Here is a 25253-nt window from a genome sequence, read left to right on the forward strand (position 1 = left end):
GAACTTGAAAGGAATTATCACTATGTCACCTACCGTAGCTTTTTGCGGCACTGGCTCTATGAACGGCGCGATTCTGCGCGGATTGCTCGCCAGCGGTTTTGACCCCGCGCAGGTGCGTGCCACCACTCGCTCGCAAGAAAGCGCGTCCGCCCTTGCCACTGAACTTGATGGCATTACCGTGCTGGCGGGTGAGAGCGTCGAGGACGCCAACGCCCGGGCGGTTGAGGGCGCGGACGTGGTGCTCTTGGGCGTCAAGCCCTACGGCATTGTAGAGCTTGCCCAGGAAATCTCGCCGCATCTGTCAGCGGATGCCGTGGTAATTTCTGTGGCTGCCGGCATTAATCTAGATGCTATGGAGCGCGCCCTTCCCACCGGTCAGCCGGCGGTTCGCTGTATGCCCAATACTCCCTCACAGGTGGGGCAGGGCGTGCTGGCTGTATCGTACGGTGCAACGGTGACCGATGCCCAAGGCGAACTGGCGGCTGAGATTCTCAGCAGCGTGGGCCGTGTTATCGACGTTGCAGAAGATCAGATGGATGCGGTAGTGGCTGTCTCGGGTTCTGGCCCGGCATATGCCTACCTGCTGGCTGAAACCATGACTGCTGCCGGTGTGAAGCTGGGTCTTGATGAAAAAACCGCTCAGGAACTTGCCGCCGCCACCGTCTCTGGTGCCGGTGCCATGCTCGAGAAAAACCCCGATGCAGAGTCACTGCGTAAGGCGGTGATGAGCCCCAACGGCACCACAGAACGCGCCGTTTCAGCCTTCATCAACGGGGGTCAATTTGAGCTGACCGAAACAGCGATGAATGCCTGTGCTACCCGTTCGGCACAGATGACCGAAGAGTTCAGCAAGTAACACCACCCAATACCCCTGAGATCCTGTTATATAACAGGATCTCGACAAGAAAACAGGATTTCGGCGTTAAAGAAGAGGTGGGCTAGGGTCTCATTGCGAATCGCTCGATCAAATCGACTTGACCCGAGACGATGAGCAGGTCGCGGGAGGTCACCTTAGTATCGGGGGTAGCGTAGGTGAAGTCTTCACCGGGGGACTTCACACCCACCACTGAAACACCGTACTTTGAGCGGACGTTCGACTCGGCAAGGGTGAACCCCTGAGTTTCTTTGGGCGGATGCATTTTGACGATGGCAAAATCGTCGTCGAATTCGATGTAATCCAGCAGGCGTCCGGAGACCAGGTGCGCGGCGCGTTTGCCCGCATCTGCCTCGGGGAATATAACGTGGTGGGCGCCAATGCGCGAAAGAATCTTACCGTGTGAAGGTGTAATAGCTTTTGCCCAGATACGTTCGATACCCAGATCCACCAGATTGGCTGTGATCAGCACTGACGCCTCTACTGAGGTGCCCACACCCACCACCGCTGAGGTGAAGTCAGCGGCACCCAACTGACGCAGCGCATCAATGTCGGTGGCGTCCGCCTCGACAACGTGAGTGAGCAAACCCGCCCACTTCTGCACGAGCACGGGATCTTTTTCAATGGCGAGCACTTCTTTATTCTGGGCGCGTAGCTGGGCGGCGGTGGCGGTGCCAAAGCGTCCTAAACCAATGACAAGTACGGGGGCGTTGTGGTCGATGCGAGTATCAGCCAATGATGGGCCTTTCTTCGGGGTACTTGTAGAGTCGGCGGCGTGAACGCAGGGCGAGACCGGTGGCAACGGTGTTGGTGCCGATGCGTCCAACGAACATGAGCAGGGCGAGGATGTAGGTTCCGGCAGGTGGTAGTTCGGCGGAGAGTCCTACTGAGAGTCCGCAGGTTGCGTAGGCGGAGATTACTTCAAACAGTACCCTGTCAAAGGACTCATCGGTGATATAGACCAGAGCCGCGCACCCTAAGAAGATGAAAAGTGTACTCATCGAGATGACTGAGATGGCGATGCGAAGTACCGAATCGGGGATGGTGCGGGTAAAGGCGATAACGTGCTGGTCGCCGCGTGCTTCGGCGAGGATTGCTAGAAGTACCACGCAGAAGGTGGTGATTTTGACGCCGCCTGCGGTGGATGCGCTACCGCCGCCGATGAACATGAGTACGTCGGTCAGTAGCAGGGTAATGGGGTTTATCTGCGACATATCTACCAGATTGAAACCGCCAGAGCGGGTCATCATTGAGGCGAAGAAGGCGTGCAGAGTTTTGTCCCCGATATTTTCGGCTCCAATGGTGGCGGGGTTATTCCACTCAAAAAAACCCCAGGCGAACATGCCCACAAAGAGTAGGGATGTTGTACCAATCAGAGTGAGTTTGGTGGTGAGGTTCCAGAGCTTGAAATGCCAGAGATTGCGCTGGAGGGTCAGAATAACGGGAAAGCCCAGCGCGCCCACAAACACGCCTAAACAGAGGGGGAGCAGAATCCACAGGTCGTGGCCGTAGGGCACAATGCCGTCGGTGTGCGGGGTAAAGCCGGCGTTATTGAAGGCTGAGACTGCGTAGAAGATTCCGTGCCACACTCCCTCCCAGAAGCTCTCGCCCAGTAACCAAAAACGCGGGGTGAGGATAACGGCGATAGTGGCTTCTAGTGAAATGGAGGTGACCGCTACGGTGCGCAGAATGGAGCCAACTTCTCCCAGGCGTCCGATGTTCATTGCCTCTTGGGCAATCATTTTTGAACGCAGACCCATTTTGCGACCCACTGCTATCGCTAGCAGGGAGGTCATTGTGAGGGTTCCGAGACCACCCACTTGGAAGGCGAGCAGAATCATGAGCTGCCCGAAGAAAGACCATTGTACGCCGGTTGGTACGGTCGTGAGACCGGTGACGGTGACGGCGCTGGTGGCGGTAAAGACCGCGTGGTGAAACTCTATAGACTGCCCGTTGCGGGAAGCGAGGGGGGTGTAGAGCATAAGGGAGAAGAAAATGATGACCAGCAGGAAGGCTGAGATTGCAACGCGGGAGGGGGAAGACCCTACCGTTCTATCAATGAGGGTGCGAATTTTATCGGGCAGGGTAGGGGCAGAGCTGGTCGCAAGGTTCTTGATGCCCATTGCACCTCCTTCACGAAAATATGTAAGGGGTACGTTTTTGTATTGCAGCCCGTCAAGTCATATTAGTGCGATTTACTGGGTAGAAATGCTTTAACGTGGTCTAATTAGGTTGTGACGGTAATTACTTTAGAAGGTGGGGTGCTATGAGCCTGACCCCTGTTCCCACTACGGTGATGTGGGATGCTGCGATGACAGCCTACTACTTTGGCGACTACCACCCCATGAACCCCTCGCGTTTGGACGCTACGGCGCGTCTTGCTCGTGATCTTGGCATCTTCGATTTGCCTCAGGTGGATATCGAAATTCCTGAGGTTGCTAGCGATCGGCAGCTAGAACTGGCGCATTCGCCGTCTTTTATTGACGCGGTGAAAAGGGTCAGTGAAGACCCCACCTTGCACTTGCCCGAATGCGGCCTGGGCACGGAAGACACTCCGGCATACGAGGGCATTCATGACGCGTCCGCTCGTCTTGCTGGGGGCAGCTACCGGGCTGCTGATCTGATTCTTGCGGGAAAGCTTCACATCGTGAACTTTGGTGGCGGTATGCACCATGCCTCACGGGATAAAGCGAGTGGTTTTTGCGTGTATAACGATTGCGCGGTTGCTATTGCCCGCCTGTTAGAGCAGGGCGTCAAACGTGTTGCCTACATTGATGTGGATGCTCACCACGGTGATGGTACCCAGAGTATTTTTTGGGATGATCCTCGGGTGATGACCGTGTCGATGCATGAGACAGGAATGACCCTGTTTCCCGGCACCGGTTTTGCTAATGAGGTGGGCCCTGACGGTCTAGCATCGGGTACCAGCGTGAATGTTGCCCTGCCTGCAGATGCCGGTGACTCGGGTTGGCTGAGAACCTTCAATGCCGCGGTGGAGCCGCTGGTTCGGGAGTTCCGCCCTGAGACCATTGTTAGCCAGCACGGGTGCGATTCGCATTTTCGTGACGATATGTCGCACCTGAAAATTTCAGTGGACGCGCAACGGCAGGTTGCCATGATGGTGTCGGCGCTGGCTCATGAGCTGTGCGAAGACCGTTGGATTGCAACTGGCGGTGGGGGCTATAACCTTTACGATGTGGTGCCCCGTTCGTGGACGCATCTGATGGCGGTGGTTGCCGGTAATCCGTTGCCGGTGGATACTCCGGTTCCTGGGCGCTGGCAACAGTACATGTTGGCTAAGTACGGGACGCAGGTGCCTGCGTTGATGGGCGATGAGGTCGATTTGTGGTGGAGTAACTGGGAGCTGGGTTTCGACCCGGCAGATCCGGTGGATCGCACCATTATGGCAACCCGTAAAGAGGTGTTCCCGCACTGGGGCCTTGACCCCTGGTATGACTAAAAAATTGTGGTAGTGCGCTGCCGGCCTGTTACTCAATAACCGAGATGGGCATATATTGATTAGTCGTTATATGTACTGGTGAGCTTTACATTATGGGGGTCTTATCAAGGCTGATAAGGTCTGCCGTTGTATTGTGCAGATGGGGAGAAAGCCTCTACCGGTTGCAGAGTGTGCATAAGTTTTTCTAATTTAGGTTTATCCTGTGGTGTTGATTTATATACGTGAGCGCATATATGTAAGATTGTGAGCATGATTGATGACGTATTTGCTGTTATCGCTGACCCCACGCGACGACAAATTCTGCGTGTTCTAGCCAGCGGCGAAACCCCCGTCGGCACACTGGTTGAAGAACTCGGAGTCAGCCAACCTACAGTTTCTAAGCACCTGAAAGTGTTGCGTACTGCAGGTTTGGTGACTACCCGCGCACAGGGGCAAAAGCGTCTTTATTCCTTAACCCCCGAACCGCTGTCGAAGGTGACACTGTGGATCGAGACTCTTAATAAAATCGCCGGTCGCACTCCCGGCTCTTTTGCGGGTGCCGAAGCCACTCATGCTGTGGCACCCGGCGTGGTATCGCTGGCAGCCTCTGAAGCTCGGTCCGGGGCAGAAGACGAGAAAACGCAGTCTCCTCAGCCCCAAGAGCAGGCGGAGACCTCCGTTGAAGAAACCGAGCCGATGTTTGAAGACGCTGATGCGAGCGCAGACCAGGACGCCGCAACGGTAGAGCAGGGTAGAGAGGGTGCTGATACTGCTGGTGAAGAAAACCAAGCTGTGCTCGCGCAGACGCAGGTTGAGTCGGCACCTGACCCAGAGATCAGTGTCGAAAAGGGTGAAGCATCAACTGATCCTGCAACTGTACCGCAGGTAGGCGAACTGGACGAGGACGTGATTTCATCGGTTGCGGAGAACATTGCGGAGTCCCTCACAAGCGCTGAACAAATAGAAACCACTGATCAGCCTGTAAGCAAGAGCGTAGAACCGGGGGAGACCGAGCCATCTCAGGGCGCGGTCTATTTCTCACCGCTGACACCTTTTACTCCTGTTCCCGTTAAAGCTGCTGATGATGCACTGGCTGCCGATAGTGGTGAGTGGGTTGAGGAACAAGCTGACATGCCCAGCCCGGAGGAGGCTCCTGCAACGCTTGCTCCGCGTCAGCTAACGCAGGAGGGTGAGACGAAGGCAACCGCACCCCAGTATGACCAGTACCGGGGTAAAACTGTGCAGCACGATTCTACTCTGACCGGTAGTGCGAGGCATGATGCTAGTCAGTCTTCCGATGGCTCACTCGATGATGAATTGGCTTCTGAAGCCGAGGCTGATCTCTACAATGTAGGTGCTCTGCGTCAGTCTATTGCTCCTGCAGATGATTCGCTCACTGTCGTTTCGCGCGATGACGGGGGTGTCGAATCAGTACCTCAGGTGGCAGAAGCGACAGAAAACCCCGAGACCCCTGATGATTTTGTCCCCGACTACGAGGTTATCACGCCCGATGATGAACCTAAGGGATTGTTGAGCGCCTTCAGTCGTCTGCGTCGTCGCCGTTCGCGCTAAATCATTTTCTACTCAATTTTCTAGAAGAAATAAGTTATGACTGCACACAGCATCATTTTGACCTGGCTTGAAAAAGAGCTTTTCGAGGGTAATCTTCGTCTGGGGCAGGATCTTCCCGATGACCGTACTATCGCTACGGCAACTGGGCTTACCCATTCAGCTGCTCGTGAGGGTCTGAAGCACCTTGAAGATATGGGAATTGTTCGCCTGTATGAGGGGCGTAAAAAGACCATCATTTCGCAGTTGGTGGAGGATCCGGTAGCTTCGGCAGCCCCAGCTTTGCGGTTGCATACTGCCCAAGCGAAGTACCCGGTGCGTGATTTAGTGCAGGCACGCATACTGATTGAGGGGTGGGCAGCTGAGAACGCGGACGCGCAGCACCCGGCATTCGCTGAGGCTCATGAGGTGCTTGAGGCTATGCAGGAACCCAATATTGGGTTGGGGGAGTTTTATGAGCTTGAGGTTGCCTTTCATGTGGCGTTAGTGCGCGCTAGCGGTAATGGGTTGATGAGCGGGTTGATGGGCGCTTTGCGTCCGGGGCTTTTTGACTATTTGATGTCGATTGCTGGTACCAGCGGGTTGTGGAGTGCAACTACTGCCCGTTTGCGTTCTGAGCACCGTGCGGCTCTTGACGCTATTGAGTTTGGCGATAATGGTCTGGCTGCTACGTTGGTGCGCGCTCAGATTCGTAGCGAATATGAAGAGGCGGGCATTGATTTGGATGCCCCGCGCATTCCTGAGGTTGAAGAAGATCCGGTGTCTTCTTTGGAGCCGGTAACGGTTGATGACACTGAGCTATTTCCCAAAGATCCGGGGTTCTCGGTTTCACCGGACCTCATTGAAGCCTTGAATTCTATTGAACCCGTTGCTATCCCACTCGGTGATGCAGCGGATGAACCGTCCGAGCCCCTCTCCGAGGGCCAAGACGCACCCGATGGGGCTGAACCTGATGCCGCTTACAGCGCCACTGTTTCTGACCGGGGCGAAACCCAGCAGCTTGGCCCGGGAGTCGTGGCGGAGGCGTCCACCTTGGAATCCGAAGAAAACCGAGAGCTACCTCAGCGCGAAGCTAATGCAGTGGAGTCGCGAAAGATTCCGGGGGAGCTCACCACTAATACTGATGAGCTACTGGTGGTTCGTGCCGACAAACCGGGGCGTCGTCGCAGCGGTACGGTAAGTACTCCGGTTCACGCGACTGTCATTAAACCTGTGGCGCGTAAGAGCCAGCCCACCGGTATAATTGGTGGTCAGGTGGCTCCGGCGTCGCAGCAGTCAAACGGGGCAGATGCGGATAATATTTTGCGCGCGAAACCGCGCCCCAGCGCCCATTTGCCGTCATCGGCGGAACTCATGGAACAGCACAAACAGCGTGAGAACACCGAGCATCAGCGCGGGTTTTTCTCGTGGCGTCGCAAAAACCGCTCGGCTTCGGCTGAGGATGCAGAGAGCACTCCCGAGTCAGAGAAGAATCAGAGGGCTACGGAAAGTTCCCCTGAAATCTTGGGCGCAGCTGCCCAAAAGCCATGTGAAACTGCCCCGGAACCAGCTGTTATGCCCGATGCCCAGCTATCAGCACCGGCTACTCAGGAACAGGAAACCAGCCCCGTAGAACCCTTGCATGAGACGTCTTTGATACAGAGACCGGTGGAGCCTGACAGCACGTCAGAGCACGCTGATACCCAGCCACAAGCGTCCCAGCGAACCTCAAAAATTAAGCGGTTCTTTGGGTGGGGCGTGAACACCGACTCCACAGCTTCGGTAGCTGATGCCTCTGAGGAAAATCAGCACGAGGTAACTGATACAGAAACCTCCGGGGCAGTTACAGCGAGTGAACCCTCATCCGAGGTACAGCAGCAGGTAGCTTCAGTTGAAGATCAACCAAACCACCATGAGCCTGAGCCAAGCTCAGCGGACGAACCTGTATCGGATTCTTCGTCTTCTTCGTCTTCTTCGGCTAAATCGCCGATTGCAGGTAAAGGTGCTACCTTATCGAAAAATAAGGGGAAGAAAAAGAAAAAACGTAAGCGTTAATCTTTGACCCCGGTTAGGTTGCTGACGGCAGTCTCATGGGAGCTTGGCAGCGACCACCGTGACTGCCGATTGCCTGCTACCACAGGCACCCTGGGGCATTTTACTGTCGGACGTCCCTTAGCCCAAGACAAACAGTCCTCACCGAGCTGTCAGGCGGTAAATGTGAGCAATAACCGGGGCGAAAGCGGTCGACGATTACTCAAAAGCAGTCTCTTGCTTGTAATCTATTATGAGAACGTTTAACGGCCGTTGATCTTGCATCTTCACATGCCAAGCTCAACGGTTGTTTGTTTGAGCGTCTATACCGGTATAAACGCACCCGGGTAGCTACCAGAATATCCGCACCGTTGAAAGTGCGTGAGGTTTCTGGCCGGGTATCTATTTAATAAGTGAGGTGAATCCAATGGGTTCAGTTATCAAGAAGCGCCGCAAGCGTATGTCAAAGAAGAAGCACCGCAAGCTGCTTCGCAAGACTCGCCACCAGCGTCGTAACAAGAAGTAAATTTCTTGAGCTTTAGCGGGCTCCGCTCCTTCGTGCATACCAGCACCTGGCGCGGGGCCCGTTTGCTTATGCTCAATAGCCCACCGGCGTTGAGTAGTGGGTGAGTGAACCTCTAGGATTGAGAGTATGAATACTGCCAAAAACATTGAGCTTGAGCTGCTGACTAAGCCGGGGTGTCATTTGTGTGAGGACGCGCGTGCCACCGTGGGTAAGGTTGCGGCTGATTTCGGGCTGACTTTTACCGAGGTGAACATCGAAGATCACCCTGATTTGAGGCAGCAGCACGCGGTAGAAATTCCGGTGCTGAAAATTAACGGTAGAGTTCACGATTTTTGGCAGATTAACCCCAAACGGCTGAGCCGAGCCTTGAGCAAGCTCGCCGGTGGGGCGTAAAGATTTTTGAGGGAGTAAAGATGGCTTTTGTTACTGTTCATCTGATGCGTCACGGTGAGGTACACAACCCCGAGCGGATTGTGTACGGTCGCCTGCCCAACTATCACCTGTCTGAAAAAGGGCAGCAGATGGTGAGGGCTAGCGCCGAGGAGTTTAAGCGCCGGACTGATGCCGGCGCGAACATTGTGTACTTGGCGTGTTCTCCGCTGACTCGCACCCAGGAATCGGCTGCGCCCATCACTGAGCTACTGGGGTTGGAAGCTCACCATGATAAGCGCGTGATTGAGGCGGCTAATTACTTTGAGGGCATGCACGTGAGCCCCTCTGAACTTGCCACCCAGCCTCGCCACTGGCGGCACCTGCTTAACCCCCTGCGTCCGTCATGGGGCGAACCTTACGCTAAGCAGGTAGAGCGCATGGTGGCTGCGGTTCGCGATACCGGGGCGAAAGCCTACGAACTCGGGGGTGAGGGCGCTGAAGCTATTATCGTATCGCACCAGCTACCGATTTGGCTCACCCGCCTTTCAGCCGAAGGCAAAGTCTACCCCCACGACCCGCGCACGCGCCAGTGTAACCTTGCCTCCATTACCAGTTTTACCTTTGATCCGCTGACCGGTTCAACGCCCACCGTGAGCTACACCGAACCCGCAGTAGCTCTGTACTCAGGAGTTATTCAGCTACCGGGTTCATAATGCAAAAGTAACCATTTATTTCTACTATCAAGTATTCCTCTAGCTGTTGAAAGAGAAGCTATGCGTTATTCATCTATTGTTACTCGCAGGCAGGGCTTGTCTTTGTCTGTTGCCGCCGCTGCCTTTGTGCTAGCGGGGTGCTCGAGCAGCAACGATGATTTAGCTGCCCAGGCTAATGCTGGCGACGACAAGGGCTATGTAGCGGGCGACGGTTCGGTCACCGAATGGGCGGTTGCAGACCGCTCTGAACCCGTGAACTTCACCGGTGAACTCTTCGATGGAGGAGAACTCACCGCTGAATCCCTGCGTGGTAAGCCTGCCCTGTTGAACTTCTGGTACGCAGGATGCGCCCCCTGCCGCGCTGAAGCGCCCCACCTCAATGACCTTCACAAAACCTTCGGTGAAGATATCGAGTTCTGGGGGGTGAACGTTCGCGACGAAAAAGGCACCGCTGAGGCTTTTGAACGTAACTTCGAGGTGCCCTACTCCTCCATGAAAGATCTCAATGGCAAGGTTCTGCTAGCACTGAGCAAGACTGTTCCCGCCCAGGCAGTACCCACCACCTTGTTACTTGATGCTGAAGGGAGAGTCGCCGCGCGCGTCCTGGGCGAAATTGACCCTTCCATTATGAAGACCATGATGCAGGATCTGCTGAGTGAATAGTTTCGGAAGCATTATTTTGGACGGCTCTTTGTGGGTCGCCCTTCCGCTGGCAGCGCTCGCGGGGTTGGTTTCTTTTGCCTCCCCGTGCGTGTTGCCTTTGGTGCCCGGCTATCTGGGGTACGTCGCAGGTCTAACCGGTGCCGGGGGACGCAGCCGTACCTGGCGAGTAGTCGCCGGTATTGGTCTGTTTATTCTGGGTTTCTCACTGATTTTTGTGCTTCTTTCCGCCGTTTTAGCGCAGTTGGGCACCGCCGCCTGGTTGCGCGGGCAAGGCTGGGTTAATCTGGTGCTCGGTGGGCTGGTTATGCTGATGGGTCTGGTCTTTATGGGACGCTTTGCCCCCTTTCAGACCGAACGCAAGATTCACCGCAAACCACCGGCAGGTTTATGGGGCGCACCCATCTTGGGCGTGACTTTCGGGCTGGGCTGGGCACCGTGTATTGGCCCAACCTTTGCCGCAGTGCAAACCCTGGTGTACACCACCGGTGCCGGAAACGCTAAAGCTATAGCGCTGACCCTTGCTTACTGCTTGGGACTGGGTATTCCATTTATGGTGGTTGCGCTGGGTCTTAGCCGCGGCGTCAACACGATGGGATGGGCTAAAAAGCACAGGTTAGCGCTCCAACGCGGCGGCGGTATTATGCTTCTTATCATTGGTTTGTTGATTGCCACCGGTGCCTGGACGGCATTCATCTCGTGGACCCAATCCGTACTGCCCGTCTACGAACTGCCCATCTAGTAAGGAACCCATGTCTACCGAAGAAAAACGCTCGGAGCCAGCTGCTCTCGGAGTTAGCGGCATGCTGCGCTGGGCGTGGGCCCAGCTCACTAAAATGAACACCGCCATGTTCTTGCTGCTCATGGTGGCTGTTGCCGCTGTGCCCGGGTCAGTTTTTCCTCAGCGCATTCAGAACCCCGGTGCTGTTAACGACTACATCAAGGCGCACCCCACCTGGGGCCCGATTGCCGATAAAATTCAGCTTTTTGATGTGTTCTCATCGGCGTGGTTCTCGGCTATTTACATTTTGCTGTTTATTTCTTTGGTAGGCTGTGTGCTGCCGCGTGCTGTTCAGCATTATGCGGCGATGAAGCGTCCGCCCGCCCGAACTCCCAAGAATCTTTCGCGCATGCCGCAGTACCGCACGATTGTGCTACCTCAGGGGCACAGCGAGCTGACGGCACACCAAGCAATTCAGGATGCAGTACAGATCCTCAAAAAGCGCGGCTACCGGGTTGAAGAACGCCCCGCCACCGCAGGTGAAAATGCATCTGTGGGCGCTGAACGTGGCTACCTGCGCGAGGTCGGCAACATTCTCTTCCACACCGCGATGATCGGTGTGCTTGTGGGCGTCGCTGTGGGGTCACTCTTTGGCTACTACGGTCAGCGCATCATGGTAGAGGGCGACACTCACGTGAACTCGCTGATTAGCTACGACCTGTTTACCCCCGGCACGAACTACAACCCTGACTGGCTCACTCCCTACTCGATGACTCTCAACGAACTCGATGTCACCTACGACCGCCAGGTTGATAGTGCAACCTACGGTCAGGACTACGACTACTCGGCATCCATGACCATCAACCCCGGCAACGGGGAAGAACCCTACGAGCAGGTGCTGAAGGTCAATGAGCCCGTGCGCTTCAACGGTGCCAGCCACTACCTAATCGGTAACGGGTACGCGCCCATCATCACCGTCAGGGACGGCGACGGCAACATTACCTTTGAAGGACCGGTTGTGGGGTTATTCGGCGGCGACCGTAACTACACCTCGTCCATCGTTCTTAAGGTGCCGGATACGAAGCCAGACCAGCTTGCCTTCATTGGCATGTTCTTGCCCACCGGCGTTCAAGAAGAAGGAGCGCCACCCTACTCAGCCGACCCAGCCCCGGCTAACCCCATGCTGGTCTTGCAGAGCTACTACGGTGATCTAGGGCTGGACGACGGCACCCCACAGAACGTGTACGTAGTAGATACCACCCAGATGAAACCGCTCAACACGATGGCAATGGGCAACGGCATCATTCTGGATTCACAGAATACCCAGGCTACCCTACCCGACGGGCGCGGCACGGTCACCTTCCAAGGCGTCAAACGGTATGTTGGTATGGACATCCACTATGATCCGGGCAAGATGATAGTGCTAGGCTCAGTGATCGTGGTGTTCTTCAGCCTCATCGCGTCACTGTTCATACCCCGCCGCCGCGTGTGGGTACGTGCCCAAGACACCGCCGATGGTCTCACCATTGAATACGGTTTGCTGGCGCGAGGCGAAGACCCGCGTCTTGCCACTGAAGCCGACAAACTGACAGAGCTCTTCGCTGAGACCTGGAACCTAGAATTTGCGGATACCGCTCACTAAGATGTTGATGGAAACGAGTCACAATGGAAATTAACCAGACACTCGCTCAATGGAGCGACATTCTTATGGTGGTCGCGGCATTTGCCTACACCTTAGCTTTTGTTGCTTTTGCCTGGGATCTTGCGGTTAATTCCCGCGGGTCTCAGACAGCAGAGCAGGAGCCGGAGCTTGTAGCTGCCGGTAACGCACCTAAGGTCGCTCGCGTTTCTGGCGTGGAGCAGGGTACTGGCGCTCGCGGCGCTGGCTACCGGGGCAAAGACGCGCAGAAACTCAAGCATCATGTTGCTGATTCTGAGATGCGTTACACCGGTGAACGCCGACCTGCTGCTCGTGTAGCGGTGGCGCTGATGACCCTTGCCGCACTCATTCACGCAGGTGGTGTTCTTTCCCGTGCGTTTGCGGCAAACCGCGTGCCCTGGGGTAATATGTATGAATTCTTGACCACCGGTGCTTTTTTGGTGTCCGTGATTTTCTTGGGCGTTTTGATTTTCCGTGACCTGCGTTTTGTGGGTACTCTCGTGGCTGGTCTGACCACTTTGATGATGACCGTTGCCGCTGTGGTGTACCCGACGCCGGTTGGTCACTTGATTCCTGCCCTGCGCACCTACTGGCTGGTTATTCACGTGTCTATTGCCGTGCTGGCATCAGCTATTTTTACGCTGACTTTTGCGATGGCGATTTTGCAGTTGATTCAGGATCGCCGTGAACGTCAGATTCTTGAAACCGGGCAGACCGGTTGGGCATTTATGCGTCTGGTGCCCAGCGCCCAGGCACTGGAGAACTTCTCGTTTAGGCTCAATGCGGTGGGCTTTGTGATGTGGACCTTCACCGTGGCTGCCGGGGCTATCTGGGCTGAGGTTGCCTGGGGACGCTACTGGGGCTGGGACACTAAAGAGGTGTGGAGCTTCATTATCTGGGTAGTCTATGCCGCCTACTTGCATGCTCGTGGTACGCGCGGGTGGACGGGTAACCCTTCAGCCTGGCTCTCCATTGCTGGTTATCTCTGCGTGATTTTCAACTTCACGATTGTTAACACTTTCTTTGACGGTTTGCATTCCTACTCGGGTCTGTAAAAGTTCTGAGCGGGGTTCTCAAGCTTTAGTTTCTAAAGTCTTGAAAACCCCGCTTTTTTGTTGTCTTTGAAGGCACTCTGTGCCCGCACAAAAAGTGGACAGGTTGCAGACAGGGGGGCGCTTGATAGAATAGTGTGACGCAGAATTCAATGGAGTGGTCTGAAGAGAGGCAGAGATGAGTAGCGTAGTAGAAGCACCGGGGCAGGTCATCCACCGTCTTTTCGAGGATGCAGGCGGCGGAGTTGCCGATCAAGCGTAGGCCGATAGGGTGCTGTGGCTCTTGGCGGTCGATGCCAAAGTGAAACCCCAGCGGGAAGCCCTGGAACTGGTCGATGTGGCTCATGATATTTCCCGTACCCATCAGAGCGCTCAAGAGTTGCACGGCTCTGCTGAAGACTTTGCCGCGCGTAAGGTGCGCGAACTACGAGAAAACGATCTTGGCGCTTTTGCCCCCCCCCCCGCAGAGACCTACAACGCCCGGCACTTTATACAAATGAGCCTGACCATGGGTATTGCCCTGACCCTGTGTTTCGCCCTTTTGGGGTTTCTCGTTGGTGAGGAAGGGTTGCCGACCTCTTTCATCGGTCTACCCTTTATTGCTGGAGCGGTGACCACCGGCGTCATCTCCGCAATGCACCGGGTAGGGCACCGCCACGGTTTTGTCGCAGGAGTAGGCGCGTTCATCGGTATGTTAGCGGTAGGAATCGTCCTTTTCGTGCTGTGGATGAAGCTGTTTCAGCAGATTAACCTTCCCGGTAGCATCCTCGTGTGGAATATCGTACTTGCCGTGACTGCCGCAATCGCCCTTTATCTTTTTTCGAAGAAATACCCCGACACCTCAGAAGCTGACAAGAACCGGCAAATGCTCCAGACAGTAGAAGCCCGGCGCAGTTTCTAACACGCTGCGACCGGCAATCGCCCCGATAGTATTCACCAGAACGTACAGGAAGGATCAAAAATGAAAACCCCTGGTACTGTGTTGATGAACGAGATGAAAGAAGCTGGCGGTGGCACCACCGGGCAGCAGTGGGTTAAAGAAGCCTTCGGGATTTTGAGTGCCTACAATGTTCGCATCTCTGTCGCTCAGTGGTTGTGCCGAGAGGTTATCGATGACGTCCGAGATCGCGGTGGTGTCGTCGTGCAAGAGGCGGGAGACCCCGCGTCCTGGGCACATTATCAGCTCAGTCAAGGTAAGACCAAAGAAAACTACTTACGTGAACGGGCACCAGGATACACCGATAATGTACTGAGTACTCTTTTCTTTTGTACGGCACTGTTATATGTGGGTTTATTCGTCATAGGCTTGATCGATGGTGACGCCGTGTACTTCACAGCTACCTCACCCCTTGTTCTCGCTATCCCTGTGTATATTGCCCTTGCAACTCATGGGGCAGCTACCGTGTATGAGCGGTTGCTGCGCTATATTGCTTACCCACTTGCAGGTCTCGTGGGTTTGGTCTTTGCCTTCATGACTCTAGGGTTACCTCTTGCTCTGCTTCTTTTGAATGCCTCGGTGCAAAAAGTCTTCGCGGGGGACGGTGTTAACCCTCTTCTATGGCTGGGCGTAGGAATACTTGCTCTAGGCTTATCCATCGGTACGCGTCGCGTCCGCCTCAGCATCTTCCACCGCGGCGCCAGTGGGGGAGAACCCGACGATAAGCGCTGGGCAGAAGATTTTACTGCTTACCTTAGCTTCCACCACAAGAAAAGCTTTAAGGACGCCCGTGCCCTCGTCGCGCAGTACACCCAGAATGCGCGCAGTGAGAAGATGACTCTCCACGAACTCATGGGTAGCCCCTACTCTGCTGCTAGAGCAGTGTCCACAGATGCGACGGTCAAACCTTTCCGAAACTTCTGGCAGTTACTGCTTTGCACCGTTGTTTACGGATTTGCAGTATTCTATACCATCAGCAACGGTGAGCCTCGGGTACTGACCATCATCCTCTTTGGATTCTTAGTGATCTGCACAGGCATTTCCTATAGGGCATACCGGAAGGTACGTTCTACCCCACTGACCTAAAAGCGTGTCCCTTTTTCGGTGGTAGAGTGGCAATCACCGCAGTAGGCTGCCGGTGCAAGCGATAAAGTAAGGAGAACATATTAGAATCTTTGTACTTGCGCAGCGAACAGGCGGGGCGCACAGCTCTTTGAGGAAGGAGCGGTAACCGGCGATGCCCGTCTACTTTCAGATACCCTGCAGGCAGCCCTGCACGAGGTAGGTACCGACCGCGAATCACCGCAGTGGTTGCATGAGACGCTTACATTCGCTTGGTGAGCCGCAGCGTCAAAAACTTCAATATCAGCGGTGCCATCAGCCTTAACAGGGAATCTTCCCTACCGCTCAAACGCCAGGCTATTATGCTGGGTGTTCTTGCTCTCTACCTTGGTGCTTACTCCGTGCTGATGTACCAGCAGGTCAGCGACCTCGCCAGCCACCAAGCCTGGACACCGTTTCTGGTGGGCATCTTCTTTTTTGCCGTCCTGCTCAGCTTGACCCATTTACCACGCACTCAACTGGTTCAGGGCACGCAAAGAAAAACGGACGTCACCGACCTCGAAGGCATGGGATACTTCTTCTAAACCCCGTGTACTTTGACCAGATTCTGGCATGCAAAGACCGAGCACCTGCATCTAGCGGGTGCTCGGTCTTTTGAAGAAAATCCATCGTGTGAGAAATCCTTAGCGGGAAGGCTTTTGCCCCTCATCTGAAGGATCTTCACCGTCGAAAGAGTCCTTGGTCACACCGGGGTCAGAGCTACTCTTACCCTGCTCACGTTCGCGCGATTCACGCTCACGCTTAGCCTTAGCATCAAGAAAACGCAGGAACTCATCATCATCATCCGGCGCTTTCTGCGGGGGCGGAGAAAGACGATCATTGCGTAAAGGGTTCAGCAAGCTTGCGTCCTGAGGACGTCCCACAAACAACCATAAGAGAGAACCCACCAGCGGGAAGAGAACAATCACAGCCAACCACACAGGTTTCGGCAGGGCACGCGCCTGCCAGCTTTCTGTTCTCACACAATCAATCAACGCATAAATAATAATGCCCACCAATAAGGCGCCGGCACCAATAATCAACATAGCTCTACCCATACACACCAGTCTGACACACTCACGACAAACGCACAGCTCAGGGGGCTACACTAGAGAGGTGAATCTTCTGAAATATACCCTGCTACGTTTTGGCATTATGGTCGCCGTCTTTATGGGCTGTATCTGGCTCAACATTGCGCTGGTGTTCTCAGCTATTTTTGCGATACTGATTGCGCTCGCCCTGTGCTACCTGCTTTTTCCGACCCTGCACCGCAAAGCCGGTGAAGATCTCGCCCGATTCTTCTCCCGCAAGAAAAAGCGTCCCACCGAAGAAGACCTCAACCGCGATATTGAGGATTCCTACGTTGATAGCCTGCAAGAAAATCAGCGACTGCCCTAGCAGCATCTAGCGTGCGATAAATACAGTGCGTTGTGCTCATTCACTAATGAGCGCAACGCGCTGTTAGTTTTTATGTGGTTTTTGTTGATACGCAGAGGAGAGAAACCGGGTTAGTCGCCGATCGAGTAGGGGGCGATGTCAGCATCAGCAAACATCTCGAAGACATCTAGGTATACCGCGACAAAAGCAAGAATTGCAAAGACGAGGGCAATGATGCCAGCTTGTTTGAGCACCGGAATGAGCGCCGGACCGTTAGACCCAGAAAGCACCACCACGCAGGAGTGCATGACGGGAGCCACCAGAATAAAAAGCAACAGGTACCAGGGGTTGTGCGGCAGTAAGAGTGCCACGAGCAATAGAGCGATGACCATCTCGAGGGCGTACGCGCGACGGGCATTTTTATCACCCAAGCGCACTGCCAGAGTGAACTTGCCGGCGTCAATATCGGTGGGAATATCGCGCACATTATTAGCCATGAGCATGGCGCACGAGATCAACCCTAAACCAATAGCGAGCACCCAACCGGTGAGAGTTAGCTGGGCAGCCTGCGTGTAGAGAGTGCCCAGGGTTGCTACTAAGCCGAAGTAGATAAAGACAAAAATATCGCCTAAGCCCATGTAACCGTACGGACGCTTGCCTCCGGTGTATCCCCAAGCAGCAAAAACACTCGACGCGCCAATAGCTAAGAACCACCACTGGTGTGCCAAAGCAACCAGCCACAAACCGCACAGCATCGCTAAAGCAAAGCAGGCAAAAGCGGCGAACTTTACCGATCGAGGACTCGCAACACCGCTACCCACAAGGCGTAACGGACCAACCCGTACCTCGTCGGTGCCCTTGATGCCATCAGAATAGTCGTTAGCGTAGTTAACGCCGACCTGTAGAAAAAAGGCAACAAGAAAAGCGAGCAAAGCCCTGCCAGCATGGAGCGAATCAACCTCGTAGGCTGCCGCTGAGCCAGCAATAATGGGTGCTACAGCCAGGGGTAGGGTGCGAAGGCGGGCACCTTCAACCCACTGAGAAACTGTTGCCACGGTGGCGCGTCCTTTCGCCGAAATCTTACGCTCATACCAAACTTTTAGCTTACACCTAATCGTTGGAGCGCATCAGCCAGTGCCCGACGGTTAGGTTTGCCAGTGGAAAGTACGGGGAATTGCTGCATGATGAGTAGGTGCTTGGGGGATGCTGCCACCCCCAGCCTGTCAGCGACCAATATTTTGAGCTCGTTCAATTCCGGTGTCTGAGTGTTGGGGGTAACCGTAATAACCGCGCCCACCGCTCTACCCCATTTGGGGTGGGGAACTCCGGCAACAAAAGCCTCACGCACCGCGGGGTGACTCTCGATGGTACGGGCGACCTGCTGCGCCGAAACTTTAATACCGCCGGTGATTATCACATCGTCACTGCGGCCCTGTACCTCTAGGGTATTGTTCTTGAAGCTGCCGAGGTCATCGGTTTTATACCAGGTGGTGCCCGCTTCATCGGTGAAAAAACTGCTGGCTGTTTTAGCAGGTTCGTTGAGGTAGCCACTGGCGAGAGTATGACCGCCTAGCCAGATGCGACCGTCACTGTCAGTTGCCACTCGGACACCGTGAATCGGCGTGCCATTATATACGCAACCGCCTGCGGTTTCGGCGCTGCCGTAGGTGGTGACTGTAGCAATGCCGTCATCTGCACACCGGGTGAGAAGCCTCTGACTGGCAGCGGCACCACCCACCAAGATCGCAGTGAAACTCGCTAACGCCGCGAGCACCTCATCCCCCAGAGCACCGGGGGCTTCTAGCAGCGTATGCAACTGCGCCGGAACCAGCGAAGCCATGGTGGTAGGTGCTGTCAGCGACTGGGCAGTAGCTAGAAAATCCTGCGCGGTGAAACTCTCACCGCGAGAGATAGAACGGGTCATCACCGGTGCCCTCCCCGCAAGGGCTGAGCGGGCAACCACCTGCGCACCGGCAACATAATGCAGCGGCAGCGCCAGCAACCACTGGGCACCGAAAGAGCCGGTTGCCTGCGCGGTAGCGTGAGCCGAGCCCCTCAGCGCCCCGGTGCTAAGTACCGTTTGTTTGGGCTTACCCGTTGAACCACTTGTTGTCACCACCAGCGCCGGACGCGCGTCCTCAGACTCCAAGAGACGCGCAAAGTCCGCGAACATCTGATCAGCTGACGAGCGGACGCGCTCGCCCACCACCACTGTTCCCTCAGGAATGTGGGTGGGAGCGGGCAGGGGAGTGAGCGCTGAGAAATCCATGCCTTCTATTCTAGGCAACCGCGTGCGTGCGCCTTACAGAGGCTTCACCGTTGGGTGCAGAACTAATGCCCAGTCTGCGGATGCACGTGTCTACCCTTTTTAGCGCCAGAAGCTGGTGATCTCTGCCTTATCTTCAATGTTGAAAGCGATAACGCGGCATATGAGTTCATAGGGTGGTTCCTGCGTCCACGGAAGGCGAAAGAGGTTGGGCGTGTAAGAGATACCCTGCTTGTCGAGTTCCTGAGAAATATGGTTGATGCCAGCCTGCTCGGGTGCAACCGAGAGGTGCTTGCTCGCATACGAGAATCCAATGATGTAAGTACCGTGGTGGGTGAACATGGGCTGATTCCAGGCAATCTGCACGCCAAGCTCTGGGAAAGTCTCATGAACCCACAACAGAACCTCAGCCGCGCGGGCGCGGTATTCATCATCAGAAATGCGCCCAAGAATGGGCGCGAAGAAATCAAGGAGCTTCTCATCGGGTGCCATCTTTAGAGTCATGCTTCTCAGTTTTTCATAGGAGACCGCACTATAAAAACGTCGCCATGGTCTTTACTCTGCTAATTAAGTTGCTCAGTTATCATATGGTAATGATTCGCCTCTACAAGTATAGTTCAACCTCGTGCGTGTAGGTGAAACATACTTCTAGAGGTGAATGGTGCCGGTATAGACTGGTCTGTACTGGGGACGTTGAATGACCGAAAGGCTATTTGCTGTGATTACTCATTTATTTAACCGTTCCTACGCTAAGAGTGAGCTACAGAAGTTTGCGAATGCGTGGGTGGCGCGTCTTGATGAGGTTGCTGCTAGTGGGGGCGGTGCTACCGAGAAGCAGTTTACGCAGCAGTTTTGGATTGGTCTGCTCAAGTGCTTTGGCATTTCTGACGAGCGCACTCTTCTTTTTGAGCGTGAAGCAAAGCGTGCATCTACTAATAACCGGGGCTGGGTAGATGCATTTTGGCCTGGCATGTTGTTGGTCGAGCAGAAGTCGGTTAATAAGGATTTGTCGAAGGCTGCTGCCCAAGCCGATGACTATCTTGCCGGTGGCACTATTGCCGATCACGAGTGGCCGAAGTTTATTATTACCTGCAATTTTTGGTCGTTTGTTCTAACCAATTCGGCAACCAATGAGACTTGGGAATTTACCCTTGAAGAGCTTCCTGATTACGTTGATCAGCTGAAATTCATTGCTGGTCAAGAAACTGTTGAGAAGCGCGAAGAAGTTGAGGCTACGATTCAGGCATCGAAGATTATGGCACGTTTGTACCAGTCTTTGGTGGGTGATGATGCAGATAACCCGGTAGGGGATGATGCAGCGCATAATTCTGGTGCTGAGGAAGAATCTGTTGAGCGCGCGTCCATCTTCTTGACTCGTATTCTTTTCTTGCTCTTTGGCGATGACGCTGGGCTGTGGGAGAACGATTTGTTCTACCGCTTTATTGAGGAACGCACACAGCCTGATGGTTCTGATTTGGGCGTGCAGATTTCAGCATTGTTTGATTACCTCAATACGCCGGATGCTGCCCGCGAGCGTATTAGCAAAAATGTTCCTGAAATCGTGCAGATGTTCCCCTACATCAACGGCGGTCTTTTTGCTGAGCGCACTGGTATTGAGTATTTTGATACTGAGATGCGTGCCGCTTTGCTTGATGCATGCCGTTTCAGGTGGACGCGTATTTCAGCGGCAATTTTTGGGTCGATGTTCCAGCTGGTGAAGTCTCGTGAGGCGCGCCGAGCTGCCGGTGAGCATTACACCACCGAAGCTGATATTTTGCGGACTCTTGGACCGCTGTTCTTGGACGATTTGCGTGCTGAGGCTGATCGCCTCATCGGTTCTAAAGTTACTTCACGCAGGGTTTTTGCTGACTTTTTAGACTCACTCACTTCTATGCGTTTCGTCGACCCGGCATGTGGTTCGGGCAATTTTTTGCAGGTAGCGTATGCAAAATTGCGTGAGATCGAGACGGACGTGCTGGTTGAAATGAACCGCCGTGAGGGTGGGGAAAACCAGCTACTGGGAACTTTGGGTACGCGTCTTTCTATAGAGCAGTTCTACGGGTTTGAGATTAACTGGTGGCCCTCTCGTATTGCTGAGGTTGCTATGTTCCTCACGGAGTTTCAGGCTGATCGTTACCTTGAAACCCGTTTGGGTGAGGCTCCTGCTCGTTTACCCATCAAAACTACGGCGAAAATTGTGCACGCGGATGCGCTCGCTCTTGATTGGCGTGCTGAGATTCCTGAGACCACCGGCAAGACCTATATTTTTGGTAACCCGCCCTTTATCGGTCAGTACTCTAAATCTAAGGAGCAGACCGCCTCGATGAAGGCTGTCTGGGGTAAGGATTATGATGGCTACCTGGATTTTGTGACTGCGTGGTTTAAGAAGTCCTCAGATTTCTTTACGGGTCAAAATTCTTCTCTCTCTCTCTCTCTCTCTCTCTCTCTCTCCAAGAGAAGGGGAATTTGCTTTCGTTTCGACGAACTCCATCAGTCAGGGGCAGGCGGTGCCTGCACTTTTCGGACCGCTCTTTCGGGACGGGTGGCGCGTCAAGTTTGCGTACCGGACCTTCCCTTGGAGCTCGGATGCACCAGGTAAAGCAGCCGTGCACTGTGTAATTACGGGCTATACCCGTGAGCAGGATGCGCGTCAGCGATTGTTTGAGTATGACTGGACGACGCATGAGTTTGGCGAGCATAAGGTCAAGACTGGTATCAATGCCTACCTGTTGGATGCCCCGAATGTACTGGTTACAAAGAGATCGAAGCCAATGAGTGTTGAACTTCCAGAAGCTAGGTTTGGCACAAAACCAGCAGATAATGGGAATCTCATCGTAGAGGTCAGCGATATTGAAGAAGTAAGACAAGACCCCATCTCAATTAAGTATCTCCGTGAATATCGCATGGGACGAGAGCTAGTCCGCGGATTGGATCGATGGTGTTTATGGTTAGAGAACGTAGAGCCTGCGGATTTAGAAAACAGTCCTCTATTGAAGAGACGGGTTGAATCTAATCGAGTTTGGAGGAGCCAACAAACTCCTAGCGGCGATGCATATAAATTGCGTGATTTACCGCATTTGATGCGACCAAATAAAAATCGACCATTGGTCGAATATGTTGGTATTCCTCGTGTGGTGTCTGAGAACCGAAAATTCTACACTGTTGATTTATTAAAAGCGGATGTAATCGCAGGCGATAAAGTTTATACAGCTGAGGATCCTGACGGCTTCCTTTTCGCAATTATTAGTTCTTCGATGTTTATGGCTTGGCAACGCGCTATTGGCGGACGATTGAAGTCTGATCTGAGTTTTTCGAACACCATCGTCTGGAACAACTTACCTCTGCCGCCTGTTGAGCAGAGGCTGCGTGAGCAGATCATCGCTGCGGGTAAGGGTGTTCTGGCAGCACGTGAGACTATTGCTGAACGCACGGGTGGTACACGTTCGTTAGCGGATATGTACAACCCGTTGGCGATGGATAAAGGTTTACTAGATGCCCATAAGAAGTTGGACCGTCTAGTAGATAAGGCGTTTGGTGCCCCGAAGCTATGTACGTCGGAGACCCAGCGTTTGGAATTACTTTTTCGTATAGCAGAAAGAATAAATAGCCCATGTTAAAAAACAGCAAGTTGGGGTCATTATCTCCATTTTCAGATGGAGAGAGAATCGAAGATCTTTCTAAAGTTAACTTTTTATATGCCCCAAATGGGTCAGGAAAAACTTCTATTAGCAACCTCTTGAAATCCAATAATAACAATATTGAGTGGGAAAATGATGAAATATTGTCCACACAAATATTTAATCGGGACTACCTAAGGAAGGCATTTACGTCTCCTGAAGGTGAGCCTGGCATATTTCGCTTAGGAGAGGATGTTGAATCTATTGGTGAAGAAATTAAATTATTAGAAAAAATATTTATGGATTGAGAAAATTAATTGATGGAAAAAATAAAGCCATCTCCGATAAAGAAGCAGAAGAGAATCAAGAAAAAACTAACTTTAAAAATTATATTTGGGAGGCTAGTAAAGACGTCCCAAAAATTATTAAAGATAATGTTACAGGGTTTGGAAGAAAAGAACTTTGTCACGATAAGACTGTTGAAGCTTTAGGGAGGCTTAAGCGGGCATCTCAACCGGATGATGTGATTTCTAGAACGGTTGAAAGCATTGATGAATTAGCAAAAAAAGCTGAAGTTATATATTCTGAAGAGGGGGAAGCGCTGAAAATAATTGAAGATGCCCCGACGCTACAAATTAATTTCGATAAAATTACAGAAATGCTGAAGACCCCTCTGATGTCTTCTTCTGGGTCTGAATACTCTCATAAAGTAAAAGAGAAAAATAACTTTGATTGGGTTGTCGACGGTATTCGTTATATCAACGATGATTTAAGCTGCCCATTTTGCTTTCAAGATCTCCCTGAATATTTAAAAAAAGAAATCATTGATTTAATTGATCAAAAGTATCAGGATAGTATCAATTTTCTTGAAGTGTCCAAGTTGGAGATTGAGTCATTCATTAGAGATGTAGAGATTTTCATCGATAAGAAATTGGAAATAATTGAAAAATTTCAACAAGAAGAATTGAAGGTTTGCTTGAGTGCGGTTGTTTCAAAATTTAAGTTGATAGGTGCAAATTTAGAAAATAAAATCAATCAACCTTCAAGTACTATAGAAATAATTTGGCCAAATGAAATCGATAAGGCTCAAGAATTAATAATTCAATTAAATGAACTGATTTCTAATCATAATAGACTAATAGAATCCTCCAGTGATCTGCGTAGAGAATTTTCATCTGACGTTTGGGAGTCATTCGCGAAAAATAGCGTTGAAATTAGGTATGGTGAACATCTGAAAAAATTCAATGTTCAAAATCGGTTATTGATAAAATTCAATCATCGGTACGTAGAGATGAAGAAGAATTAACTGAATGTTCCTCGAGTCTTGAATCTAGAAAAAGATCCCTTTTGAGTTCAGAAGCTGTTGCTGCAAAAATTAACAATTTGTTATTAATGTGTAACTTTCACTCATTTAAAATAAAGGTATCAGAAACTGATTCTGGTGGGTATTTTATTATTAGAAATAACGGAGATAAGGCTGATATTGAAACGCTCAGTGAAGGGGAGAGGAATTTTATTACATTTCTTTATTTTTTGCAGATTTTAGACGACGAAGGGACGAAGGATACTAAGAGTTTTGTGGTAATTGATGATCCTATATCAAGTCTTGATTCCGATGTGATGTTCACTGTTTCTATGCTAATCAGAGACTTGATCGAAAAAGTTTATAAAGGCACACATGAAAATGTTGCCCAAATTCTTATTATGACTCATAATACAAGATTTCATAATGAAGTTTGTTATCGATATAATGGTCGTTATCCTCAGGAATATCATTTTTATAGGATTATTAAAAAATCGCCAGAACCTAATAGTGTTGAATTTTATGGACAAGTAAACTCGATCCGTACTAGTTATCAAGAGTTGTGGGATCAGGTTGCTATTGCATCCCGGGAGGAATTTGCAAATCATCCTTGGCTGGCAAATACTATGAGAAGAATAATAGAATCTTTTTTCTCTACTTTAGGAGGTGAACTTAATCTGTATGAAATAGATTCAAATATGAGTTATGAAGAGAAAATAGTTCATAATTCATTAATTGCGTGGTCTCATAGTGGGTCTCATACTATTATGGATAATGATTCGATAAACCTTCAAAGTCATAATAATGAAAAATGGTTGAGAGCTTTTAGAATTATTTTTGAAAAAACTGGAAATATTTCGCATTATGAGGTTATGATGCGCAATGCAAATCAATTTATTGCTAACATTATTTAATTTTATTAAGGTAAAGTGTATTTTGATAAAATTTGGTGAGGTTTTCTAGGTGCGTGCGTAAATTATTTTAATTTTGTAGTTTCAAATTGAGATAAGATTTATCCATAAGTGCTAGGGGTAAGTAGACGGAGACGGACGCGTA

25 protein-coding genes and 1 pseudogene are annotated in these 25253 nt (G+C 52.2%); 20 read left to right on the forward strand and 6 right to left on the reverse strand.

Annotation, left to right across the window (positions count from 1 at the left end):
- Positions 1-22: 22 nt before the first annotated feature.
- Entirely contained in the window at positions 23-856 is an 834-nt protein-coding gene (gene proC, locus JR346_RS02285; protein WP_204877935.1) for a pyrroline-5-carboxylate reductase, read from the forward strand.
- A gap of 82 nt (positions 857-938) precedes the next feature.
- Here proC and JR346_RS02290 read toward each other — a convergent pair whose 3' ends face one another.
- Positions 939-1610: a TrkA family potassium uptake protein gene (locus tag JR346_RS02290; protein WP_204877934.1), complete on the reverse strand. Its 672-nt coding sequence runs from the start codon at positions 1608-1610 to the stop codon at positions 939-941.
- Positions 1603-2997 carry a TrkH family potassium uptake protein gene (locus tag JR346_RS02295; protein WP_205482886.1) on the reverse strand — a complete coding sequence of 465 codons (1395 nt, stop codon included), beginning with the start codon at positions 2995-2997 and terminating at the stop codon, positions 1603-1605. The genes JR346_RS02290 and JR346_RS02295 overlap by 8 nt, the downstream gene beginning before the upstream one ends.
- 143 nt (positions 2998-3140) lie before the next feature.
- Here JR346_RS02295 and JR346_RS02300 point away from each other — a divergent pair, with 143 nt between their 5' ends.
- From JR346_RS02300 to JR346_RS02360, 13 genes are all read left to right on the forward strand, one after another.
- The gene (locus tag JR346_RS02300) at positions 3141-4334 is read left to right on the forward strand and encodes an acetoin utilization protein AcuC (protein ID WP_240333986.1); all 1194 of its coding nucleotides are present in this window, start codon (positions 3141-3143) and stop codon (positions 4332-4334) included.
- Between the two features lie 249 nt (positions 4335-4583).
- Positions 4584-5885 carry a helix-turn-helix transcriptional regulator gene (locus JR346_RS02305; protein WP_205482894.1) on the forward strand — a complete coding sequence of 434 codons (1302 nt, stop codon included), beginning with the start codon at positions 4584-4586 and terminating at the stop codon, positions 5883-5885.
- Positions 5886-5921: 36 nt separating this feature from the next.
- Entirely contained in the window at positions 5922-7916 is a 1995-nt protein-coding gene (locus JR346_RS02310) for a FadR/GntR family transcriptional regulator (protein WP_205482896.1), read from the forward strand.
- 403 nt (positions 7917-8319) lie between these two features.
- Entirely contained in the window at positions 8320-8418 is a 99-nt protein-coding gene (locus tag JR346_RS02315; RefSeq protein WP_005504750.1) for a 30S ribosomal protein bS22, read from the forward strand.
- Positions 8419-8544: 126 nt separating this feature from the next.
- The gene (locus tag JR346_RS02320) at positions 8545-8811 is read left to right on the forward strand and encodes a glutaredoxin family protein (protein ID WP_204877930.1); all 267 of its coding nucleotides are present in this window, start codon (positions 8545-8547) and stop codon (positions 8809-8811) included.
- 20 nt (positions 8812-8831) lie between these two features.
- Positions 8832-9503: a histidine phosphatase family protein gene (locus JR346_RS02325; protein ID WP_205482898.1), complete on the forward strand. Its 672-nt coding sequence runs from the start codon at positions 8832-8834 to the stop codon at positions 9501-9503.
- Positions 9504-9563: 60 nt separating this feature from the next.
- On the forward strand, positions 9564-10166 hold the full coding sequence (locus JR346_RS02330; RefSeq protein WP_204877928.1) for a TlpA disulfide reductase family protein: 603 nt from the start codon (positions 9564-9566) through the stop codon (positions 10164-10166).
- Positions 10159-10905 carry a cytochrome c biogenesis CcdA family protein gene (locus JR346_RS02335; RefSeq protein WP_204877927.1) on the forward strand — a complete coding sequence of 249 codons (747 nt, stop codon included), beginning with the start codon at positions 10159-10161 and terminating at the stop codon, positions 10903-10905. Before JR346_RS02330 ends, JR346_RS02335 begins: the two co-directional genes overlap by 8 nt.
- Positions 10906-10915: 10 nt before the next feature.
- Positions 10916-12526, forward strand: coding sequence for a cytochrome c biogenesis protein ResB (locus JR346_RS02340; RefSeq protein WP_205482900.1), 1611 nt, complete (start codon positions 10916-10918; stop codon positions 12524-12526).
- Positions 12527-12549: 23 nt separating this feature from the next.
- Entirely contained in the window at positions 12550-13599 is a 1050-nt protein-coding gene (gene ccsB, locus JR346_RS02345; RefSeq protein ID WP_239479080.1) for a c-type cytochrome biogenesis protein CcsB, read from the forward strand.
- Between the two features lie 280 nt (positions 13600-13879).
- Positions 13880-14497: a hypothetical protein gene (locus tag JR346_RS02350; RefSeq protein WP_205482902.1), complete on the forward strand. Its 618-nt coding sequence runs from the start codon at positions 13880-13882 to the stop codon at positions 14495-14497.
- A 60-nt stretch (positions 14498-14557) separates the two neighbouring features.
- Complete coding sequence (locus tag JR346_RS02355; protein ID WP_205482904.1) at positions 14558-15619, forward strand: hypothetical protein; 1062 nt, start codon at positions 14558-14560, stop codon at positions 15617-15619.
- A gap of 251 nt (positions 15620-15870) precedes the next feature.
- Positions 15871-16179 carry a hypothetical protein gene (locus JR346_RS02360; RefSeq protein WP_205482906.1) on the forward strand — a complete coding sequence of 103 codons (309 nt, stop codon included), beginning with the start codon at positions 15871-15873 and terminating at the stop codon, positions 16177-16179.
- A 99-nt stretch (positions 16180-16278) separates the two neighbouring features.
- On the opposite strand, the gene JR346_RS02365 is transcribed toward JR346_RS02360, so the two are convergent.
- A complete protein-coding gene (locus JR346_RS02365) occupies positions 16279-16680 on the reverse strand; it encodes a PLD nuclease N-terminal domain-containing protein (protein WP_205482908.1) in 402 nt (133 codons plus the stop codon).
- A gap of 70 nt (positions 16681-16750) precedes the next feature.
- Between JR346_RS02365 and JR346_RS02370 the strand changes: the two genes are divergently transcribed.
- Positions 16751-17032 (forward strand): DUF4229 domain-containing protein, encoded by a 282-nt coding sequence (locus tag JR346_RS02370; protein ID WP_204877921.1) that lies wholly within the window; start codon positions 16751-16753, stop codon positions 17030-17032.
- Between the two features lie 110 nt (positions 17033-17142).
- Here JR346_RS02370 and JR346_RS02375 read toward each other — a convergent pair whose 3' ends face one another.
- The 3 genes from JR346_RS02375 to JR346_RS02385 form a co-directional block, all read right to left on the reverse strand.
- The gene (locus tag JR346_RS02375; RefSeq protein ID WP_204877920.1) at positions 17143-18066 is read right to left on the reverse strand and encodes a 1,4-dihydroxy-2-naphthoate polyprenyltransferase; all 924 of its coding nucleotides are present in this window, start codon (positions 18064-18066) and stop codon (positions 17143-17145) included.
- 44 nt (positions 18067-18110) lie between these two features.
- Entirely contained in the window at positions 18111-19280 is a 1170-nt protein-coding gene (locus JR346_RS02380; protein WP_205482910.1) for an AMP-binding protein, read from the reverse strand.
- Positions 19281-19379: 99 nt separating this feature from the next.
- Complete coding sequence (locus JR346_RS02385) at positions 19380-19781, reverse strand: iron chaperone (protein ID WP_240333987.1); 402 nt, start codon at positions 19779-19781, stop codon at positions 19380-19382.
- 193 nt (positions 19782-19974) lie between these two features.
- On the opposite strand from JR346_RS02385, the pseudogene JR346_RS10350 reads away from it, so the two are divergent.
- The 5 genes and pseudogenes from JR346_RS10350 to JR346_RS10470 all read left to right on the forward strand — a co-directional run.
- Positions 19975-21627, forward strand: a pseudogene (locus tag JR346_RS10350) (DNA methyltransferase); the annotation flags it as partial.
- Between the two features lie 64 nt (positions 21628-21691).
- Entirely contained in the window at positions 21692-22894 is a 1203-nt protein-coding gene (locus tag JR346_RS02390; RefSeq protein WP_205483820.1) for a type IIL restriction-modification enzyme MmeI, read from the forward strand.
- Positions 22888-23202: an AAA family ATPase gene (locus JR346_RS10460; RefSeq protein WP_205482911.1), complete on the forward strand. Its 315-nt coding sequence runs from the start codon at positions 22888-22890 to the stop codon at positions 23200-23202. The genes JR346_RS02390 and JR346_RS10460 overlap by 7 nt, the downstream gene beginning before the upstream one ends.
- Positions 23199-24200 carry an AAA family ATPase gene (locus tag JR346_RS10465; RefSeq protein ID WP_205482912.1) on the forward strand — a complete coding sequence of 334 codons (1002 nt, stop codon included), beginning with the start codon at positions 23199-23201 and terminating at the stop codon, positions 24198-24200. The genes JR346_RS10460 and JR346_RS10465 overlap by 4 nt, the downstream gene beginning before the upstream one ends.
- Positions 24164-25111, forward strand: coding sequence for an AAA family ATPase (locus JR346_RS10470; RefSeq protein ID WP_255521941.1), 948 nt, complete (start codon positions 24164-24166; stop codon positions 25109-25111). Before JR346_RS10465 ends, JR346_RS10470 begins: the two co-directional genes overlap by 37 nt.
- Positions 25112-25253 lie beyond the last annotated feature (142 nt).

The sequence above is a fragment of the Rothia sp. ZJ932 genome, assembly GCF_016924835.1.
Lineage (GTDB): Bacteria > Actinomycetota > Actinomycetes > Actinomycetales > Micrococcaceae > Rothia.

Coding starts and splice junctions, on each gene's coding strand:
- proC (WP_204877935.1), top strand. CDS start 23: ATGTCACCTACCGTAGCTTTTTGCGGCACTGGCTCTATGAACGGCGCG.
- JR346_RS02295 (WP_205482886.1), bottom strand. CDS start 2,997: ATGGGCATCAAGAACCTTGCGACCAGCTCTGCCCCTACCCTGCCCGAT.
- JR346_RS02300 (WP_240333986.1), top strand. CDS start 3,141: ATGAGCCTGACCCCTGTTCCCACTACGGTGATGTGGGATGCTGCGATG.
- JR346_RS02305 (WP_205482894.1), top strand. CDS start 4,584: ATGATTGATGACGTATTTGCTGTTATCGCTGACCCCACGCGACGACAA.
- JR346_RS02310 (WP_205482896.1), top strand. CDS start 5,922: ATGACTGCACACAGCATCATTTTGACCTGGCTTGAAAAAGAGCTTTTC.
- JR346_RS02315 (WP_005504750.1), top strand. CDS start 8,320: ATGGGTTCAGTTATCAAGAAGCGCCGCAAGCGTATGTCAAAGAAGAAG.
- JR346_RS02320 (WP_204877930.1), top strand. CDS start 8,545: ATGAATACTGCCAAAAACATTGAGCTTGAGCTGCTGACTAAGCCGGGG.
- JR346_RS02325 (WP_205482898.1), top strand. CDS start 8,832: ATGGCTTTTGTTACTGTTCATCTGATGCGTCACGGTGAGGTACACAAC.
- JR346_RS02330 (WP_204877928.1), top strand. CDS start 9,564: ATGCGTTATTCATCTATTGTTACTCGCAGGCAGGGCTTGTCTTTGTCT.
- JR346_RS02340 (WP_205482900.1), top strand. CDS start 10,916: ATGTCTACCGAAGAAAAACGCTCGGAGCCAGCTGCTCTCGGAGTTAGC.
- ccsB (WP_239479080.1), top strand. CDS start 12,550: ATGGAAATTAACCAGACACTCGCTCAATGGAGCGACATTCTTATGGTG.
- JR346_RS02355 (WP_205482904.1), top strand. CDS start 14,558: ATGAAAACCCCTGGTACTGTGTTGATGAACGAGATGAAAGAAGCTGGC.
- JR346_RS02365 (WP_205482908.1), bottom strand. CDS start 16,680: ATGTTGATTATTGGTGCCGGCGCCTTATTGGTGGGCATTATTATTTAT.
- JR346_RS02380 (WP_205482910.1), bottom strand. CDS start 19,280: ATGGATTTCTCAGCGCTCACTCCCCTGCCCGCTCCCACCCACATTCCT.
- JR346_RS02385 (WP_240333987.1), bottom strand. CDS start 19,781: ATGACTCTAAAGATGGCACCCGATGAGAAGCTCCTTGATTTCTTCGCG.
- JR346_RS10460 (WP_205482911.1), top strand. CDS start 22,888: ATGTTAAAAAACAGCAAGTTGGGGTCATTATCTCCATTTTCAGATGGA.